Source organism: Thermodesulfobacteriota bacterium, from assembly GCA_040756475.1.
Lineage (GTDB): Bacteria > Desulfobacterota > Deferrisomatia > Deferrisomatales > JACRMM01 > JBFLZB01.
The window spans coordinates 1-5564 of record JBFLZB010000246.1 but is presented as its reverse complement, the minus strand read 5'-3'; the positions used below and the strand labels follow the sequence as shown (position 1 = coordinate 5564).

The window sequence follows — 5564 nt, the reverse complement described above, 5'->3', positions numbered from 1 at the left end:
AACCGTGCCGGAGGGTCCACCCGGACCCCCGTTCTCTCTCGCGCAACCGCGAAGGGTGCGCCGCCGACCCGGTTGCGGGGTGGGGCCTGCTCGGTTCTCTGCGTCGACCAGCCGCCTGGGCCCCGCGGCAGGAGGGCATGTCCGTGACCGCACGCATACACCCTGGCGCACACCGCAGGCACGGCGTCTCCGTGAAGGACGTTCTCTACCGCGCGATCGGCCTGTGCAGGCTGCCCCTCCTCGTCCTGGCAACGTGGTTGGCCTACGACAGCGTGCGCGCCGGGCAGGTCCATCGCAATCAGGAGGCGGCGAACCTCGCAAAGAACTTCGCCGCTGCCGTCGACCAGCACTTGGGCGCCCGCATCCGGGCGCTACGCCTGTTGGCCGTCTCTCCCCTGGCGCACGACCCGGGGCGGTGGCCGCCCCCCTTCGATGGCTGCCCGACATGAAGCCGTTTCGCCGACACCGCTACATCCTGGCAGCCACCCTGGCCTATGCCGCCCTCGCGCTAGCCTGGATCCTGTTGTCGGACCAACTGCTCTCCACCGTCGCCGACGTGGGGGCCGCGGTGTGGCTATCCACGGCCAAGGGGCTCTTTTTCGTCCTGGTCAGCGCGGCAGCCTTCCACTGCGCCCTTCGAGGCGTCCCCTCGGCGGAGGAGGGGGGCGAGGCTCAGACCTCCGAGGCGTTTCTCGGTGCCCTGGGTGCAGGGCCCTGGCCGCGGTGGCTCGCCTACTCCTTCGCCGTGGCGCTCGTTCTGGCCATGGTGTTCGTCCGCTCCAACCTCTCCGTCTCCTTCGGGGACCGTCCGCTCCTCATCCTGTTCATGCTGCCGCTGGCGCTGTCGGCCCTGCTGGGTGGCTTGGGCCCTGGATTGGCCGCCACGGCCGCGGCCGCTCTCGCCACCGCCTACTACACCCCCCCCGCCGGCGGGTTCACCATCGGCGCCCCCCACGACCTGTTCCAGTGGGGCCTTCTCCTGGCCTCGGGCCTTGTGGTGAGCGCGACGGCCGAGGCCCTGCACCGCCTGCGCCGCCGCGAGCGGGCGCGGCGGCAGGAGCTCGAAGCCTCCAACGCCGCCCTGCTCCGCACCGAGGCGCGCCTGCGACTCTGGGCCGAGGCCTTCGAGCGAGCCGACCTCGGTGCGGCGATCTCGGATGCCCGAACCAACACTCTGGTCGCGGTCAACCCTGCCTTTGCCCGGGCCCGCGGGTATCGGCGGGAGGAGATGGTCGGCCTGCCGATCGGGCGGCTGTTCCCCGAAGACCGAACCGGCGCGGTCCTTGCCGCCTTGGAAGCGCTGGACAGGACGTCCCACGGGGTGTTCGAGGCCGAGCACCGGGCCAAGGACGGCCGGCGCTTCCCGGTGCTCCTGGACATCACCGTGCTGCGCGACGAGGCCGGGCAGCCGGCGAGCCGGATCGCCTTCGCCCTGGACATCTCGAAGCGCAAGGAGGCCGAGCGGGCCCTGACCGAGGCCCACGACCGGCTCGCCGCCGTGGTGGCCGCGTCGCCCCTGGCCATCCTCCACCTGAGCGCCGAGGGGCGGGTGCAGCTCTGGAGCGAGACGGCGGAGCGGCTGTTCGGCTGGAGCGCCGCCGAGGCGGTCGGCCGGTCCCTGCCGATCGTGCCGCCCGAGCAGGAGGGGGAGTTCCGCGCGCTGCTGGCACGGGTGCTGGCGGGCGAGAGCTTCACCGGCCTTCGTCTGCACCACCGACGCCGTGACCGCATGCCGATCGACTTGGCGCTGTTCACCTCTCCCACCCGGGATGCCGCCGGCAACGTCGACGGCATCATGGCCGTGCTCCAGGACATCGGCGAGCAACTCCGAGCCGAAGAGGCGATCCGCCGCCTCAACGAAGAACTGGAGCAGCGGGTTCGCGAGCGCACCGCCCAGCTCGAGGCCGCCAACCGGGAGCTCGAGGCCTTCTCCTACTCGGTCTCCCACGACCTGAAGGCGCCGCTGCGGGGGATCGACGGGTACAGCCGGCTGCTCGAAGACGATTACCGGGAGCGCCTCGGAGACGAGGGCCGGCTCTTCCTGGCCAATATCCGCCAGGGCGCGGCCCAGATGCACCAGCTCATCGAGGACCTGCTCGCCTACTCGCGCCTGGAGCGGCGAACCCTCCAGCGCACGGCGGTGGACCTGGCCTCGCTGGTGGAGGCAGTGGCGGCCGAGCGCCGGGCCGAGCTCGCCCAGGCGGGCGCCGAACTGCGTGTGGAGATGCCGGCGCTCGAGGTCTGTGCCGATCGGGACGGCCTGGCCCTGGTGCTGCGCAACCTGTTGGAGAACGCAGTCAAGTTCAGCCGCGGCGCCAAACCCCCCGTCGTGGAGGTCGGCGCCCGGGAAGAGGGCGACCGGGCGTTTCTGTGGGTGCGCGACAACGGCATCGGCTTCGACATGAAGTTCCACGACCGGATCTTCGAGATCTTCCAGCGCCTGGAGCGCAGCGAGGACTACCCCGGCACCGGCATCGGCCTGGCGCTGGTGCGCAAGGCCATGGACCGCATGGGCGGCCGGGTGTGGGCCGAGAGCGAGCCGGGGCAGGGAGCCGCCTTCTTCCTGGAGATTCCCCGATGACCGACACTACCTTCAACCGTCCCGTGCTCCTGATCGAGGACAACCCCGCCGACGTGGATCTCACGCTGCGCGCCTTTGCCCGCCGCAAGCTCGCCAACCCGGTGCTGGTGGCCCGGGACGGGGAGGAAGCCCTGGCCTTCCTGCCCCGGTGGGAGGGGGGGGAGGCCCGCCCCGTCGTGGTCCTCCTGGATCTCAAGCTTCCCCGGGTCCACGGCCTCGAGGTGCTGGAGCGGTTCAAGGCGAACCCGGTGAGCCGCGACATCCCGGTGGTGGTGCTCACCTCGTCTGCCGAGGACGGCGACATCGCCGCCGCCTACCGCCTGGGTGCCAACTCCTACATCGTCAAGCCGGTGGACTTCGCCAAGTTCCTCGAGGTCGCCGGCCGGATCGAGCTCTACTGGTGCGTCACCAACCAGCCGTCGCGGTAAGCGCAAGGGGGCGGGGACGATGCGAGACGAGAAGCTGCGGGTGCTCTACGTGGAGGACAACCCGGCCGACGCCGACCTGGCCCGGCGCGAGCTTGGGCGGCTAGCCCCAGGGATCGAGCTCGAGGTTGCAGAAACCTTGGCGGCCGCCCGGGAGCGGCTGGGTCCGCCGCCGTTTCCCTTCGACGTGCTCCTCACCGACCTGGGCCTGCCCGACGGGAGCGGCCTGGAGCTCCTGGCGGAAGTCGGCGGCAGCTCGGCTTCCCTGCCGGTGGTCATCCTCACCGGCTCGGGCGACCAGGAGGCGGCGGTGGCCGCCCTGAAGGCGGGGGCCGAAGACTACCTGGTAAAAAAGCCCGGGCACCCGGCCGAGCTCCCGCGGGTGCTGGCCGAGGCGCGCGACCGGTTTCGGACCCGGCGGGAGCGGCGTTCCCGGCCTCTGCGCGTTCTCTATGCCGAGCCCAACGACTTCGACGTGGACCTCACCCGCCGCTACCTCACCCAGCACGCCTCCCACATCCACCTGGAGGTCGTGACCGGCGGCGCCGAGGTCCTGGCCCGGCTCCCCGGATCCACCCAAGACCCCCTGCCCTGGGACGTCGTGCTCCTCGACTACCGGCTCCCCGGCCTCGACGCCCTGGAGGTGGTCAAGGCCCTGCGCCAGGAGAGGGGTCTAACGGTTCCCATCGTGCTGGTCACCGGCCAGGGCACCGAGGAGGTCGCGGTCGAGGCCCTGCGCCTCGGGGCGCAGGACTACGTGGTCAAGCGCCCGGGCTACCTGACCCGCCTGCCCGTGGTGCTCGAAAACGTGCAGAAGCAGGCAGAGCTCCGCAGGGCCGAGGCCCGGTACCGGAACCTCTTCTCCAGCCTGCGCGACGTGGTGATCGTGGCCGACGAGGCGCGCACCATCGTCGACGCCAACCAGCCAGCCCTGCGCACGGTCTTCGGGTATGAAACGCACGAGGTCCTGGGCCGCCAGACGAGCGTGCTCTATGGCAGCCAGGAGGAGTTTGCGCGCACCGGCCGCGAGGTATTCGACCGCCGGGAGCCCACCGCCGGCCAGCTCCTGGAGGTGCGGTTCCGGCGAAAGTGCGGGGAGGTGTTCGCAGGGGAACTCTTCGCACTGAAGCTGCACGATGACCAGGGCCAACCGGCAGGCAACATCGGCGTGATCCGCGACATCACCCAGCGCAGGCGCGCCGACGAGGCCTTGCGCGCCAGCGAAGCCGAGTTCCGCCGCCTGTCCCAGGAGTTCCAGGGCCTGCTGGACGGCATCCCCGACGGCCTGATGCTGCTCGACCCCAAGCTGAGGGTGCTGTGGGCCAACCGTGCCGCGGCCAGGGCCGTCGCGACCGAGCCGCAGACCATGGTGGGGCAGCGCTGCCACGAGCTCTGGTACGGCCGCGCGCGGGCCTGCGAACCCTGCCCGATTCTGCGTTCCTTCGCGTCGGGCACCCCCCACGAGGACGTCCTGTCGAGCCCCGACGGTCGGGCGTGGGAGGTACGTACCATGCCCTTGGCGGGAGCCGATGGCCGGGTCGAGAAGGTCATCTGCGTCAAGCGCGACGTGACCGCACACCACAGGTTGGAAGACCAGCTCCGCCAGGCCCAGAAGATGGAGGCGGTGGGCCGGCTCGCGGGGGGCGTGGCCCACGACTTCAACAACCTCCTCACCGTCGTCAACGGCCTGGCCGAGCTCGCCGCCGGAGACCTGGAGCCCGGCCATCCCTTGCTGCCACGGCTCCAGGGCATCCTCGACGCCGGCAGCCGCGCGGCACGCCTTACGCACCAGCTCCTGGCTTTCGCGCGGCAGCAGGTGGTGGCCCCCCGGGCCCTGGACCTGAACGAGGCGGTCGGGGCCCTGCACGGGATGCTCCAGCGGCTGATCGGGGAGGACATCGAGCTCCGCTGGAAGCCGGGGGCGGACGTGTGGCGGGTGTACTTGGACCCCGGCCAGGTGGACCAGATCCTGGCAAACCTGGCGGTGAACGCCCGCGACGCCATCCCGGGAACCGGCACCGTCACGGTGGAGACCTCCAATGCGGTGCTCGACGAGGCCTGGTGCGAGGCGCATCCCGGGGCCGCCCCCGGGGAGCACGCGGTGCTCCAGGTGACCGACACCGGCGCCGGCATGGACCAGGGGACCCTGGCCCACATCTTCGAGCCCTTCTTTACGACCAAGGAGCCCGGGAAGGGCACCGGCCTGGGGCTCGCCACCGTGTACGGCATCGTCAAGCAGGCCGGTGGCGCGATCTACGCTTACAGCGAGCCCGGCCACGGGACGACCTTCCGGATCTATCTGCCCCGGTGGACGGGAGGGGGCGAGGCGGCGGTGGTCCGCGATGTGCCCGCGGCTCCCCCCCCGGGCACCGAGACCGTGCTCCTGGTGGAGGACGAGGAAGCGATCCTGGCCCTGGGCCAGGCCATCCTCGAGCGCCAGGGCTACCGGGTGCTGACGGCCCAAAGCCCGGCAGAGGCGCTGGAACTGGCCGCGCGGGAGCCCGGCGAGATCCACCTGCTGGCCACCGACGTCGTGATGCCGGGCATGAACGGCCGCG

The 5564-nt window shown here is 71.4% G+C and carries 4 protein-coding genes; all 4 read left to right on the top strand.

What is annotated here, in order from left to right; genetic code table 11:
- The first annotated feature begins 143 nt into the window (after positions 1-143).
- Positions 144-449: a hypothetical protein gene (locus tag AB1578_21600; GenBank protein MEW6490493.1), complete on the top strand. Its 306-nt coding sequence runs from the start codon at positions 144-146 to the stop codon at positions 447-449.
- Positions 446-2581, top strand: coding sequence for a PAS domain S-box protein (locus AB1578_21595; GenBank protein MEW6490492.1), 2136 nt, complete (start codon positions 446-448; stop codon positions 2579-2581). Before AB1578_21600 ends, AB1578_21595 begins: the two co-directional genes overlap by 4 nt.
- Positions 2578-3009, top strand: coding sequence for a response regulator (locus tag AB1578_21590; GenBank protein MEW6490491.1), 432 nt, complete (start codon positions 2578-2580; stop codon positions 3007-3009). Before AB1578_21595 ends, AB1578_21590 begins: the two co-directional genes overlap by 4 nt.
- A gap of 19 nt (positions 3010-3028) precedes the next feature.
- On the top strand, positions 3029-5564 hold a 2536-nt coding region (locus AB1578_21585; protein ID MEW6490490.1), incomplete at its 3' end, for a response regulator.

What these genes read in the sequence shown, in the direction of transcription:
- AB1578_21595 (MEW6490492.1), top strand. Translation starts at nt 446, where the DNA reads ATGAAGCCGTTTCGCCGACACCGCTACATCCTGGCAGCCACCCTGGCC.
- AB1578_21590 (MEW6490491.1), top strand. Translation starts at nt 2,578, where the DNA reads ATGACCGACACTACCTTCAACCGTCCCGTGCTCCTGATCGAGGACAAC.